The organism is Dellaglioa sp. CoH-57-MRSF-22 (assembly GCF_056781895.1).
On record NZ_JBXAXT010000147.1, the window covers coordinates 1 to 333 of the forward strand.

The 333-nt window shown below is 60.1% G+C and carries 1 protein-coding gene; it reads right to left on the bottom strand.

The window, feature by feature from the left end; all coding sequences use genetic code 11:
- Positions 1 to 121 precede the first annotated feature (121 nt).
- Positions 122 to 333: hypothetical protein (locus AC1RPR_RS08595; RefSeq protein WP_481763532.1), on the bottom strand; the 212-nt coding region annotated here is incomplete at its 5' end.

Below are 333 nucleotides of genomic sequence, written 5' to 3' on the forward strand. Positions count from 1 at the left end.
GCTCGCGTGAGCCGATGAAAGGAATTCTACGCGCCGGACCTCTAGCCGTCAACTATACCCGAGCGATTTAGTCGGGTATAGGCGCAAAAAGAAAGGGGCCAATTGGCCCCTTTCTTGTGGCTTACGCGGGGTCGTACTCCATCGCGTAGCCCGTGATATCGGACGCGAGCAGCACGATACGACGACAGGTTTTCGCGGGCGGCGTCGGGCTTCTTTCCAACACGCCCGCGCGGCGCGGTCTCACGCTCTGCACGTTCGGCACAGACTCAACCAGCGCGAACAAGACAAACAAGCCGCGTTCGCTTTCATCGGTTGTCGTGTCGTCGGTTCCCG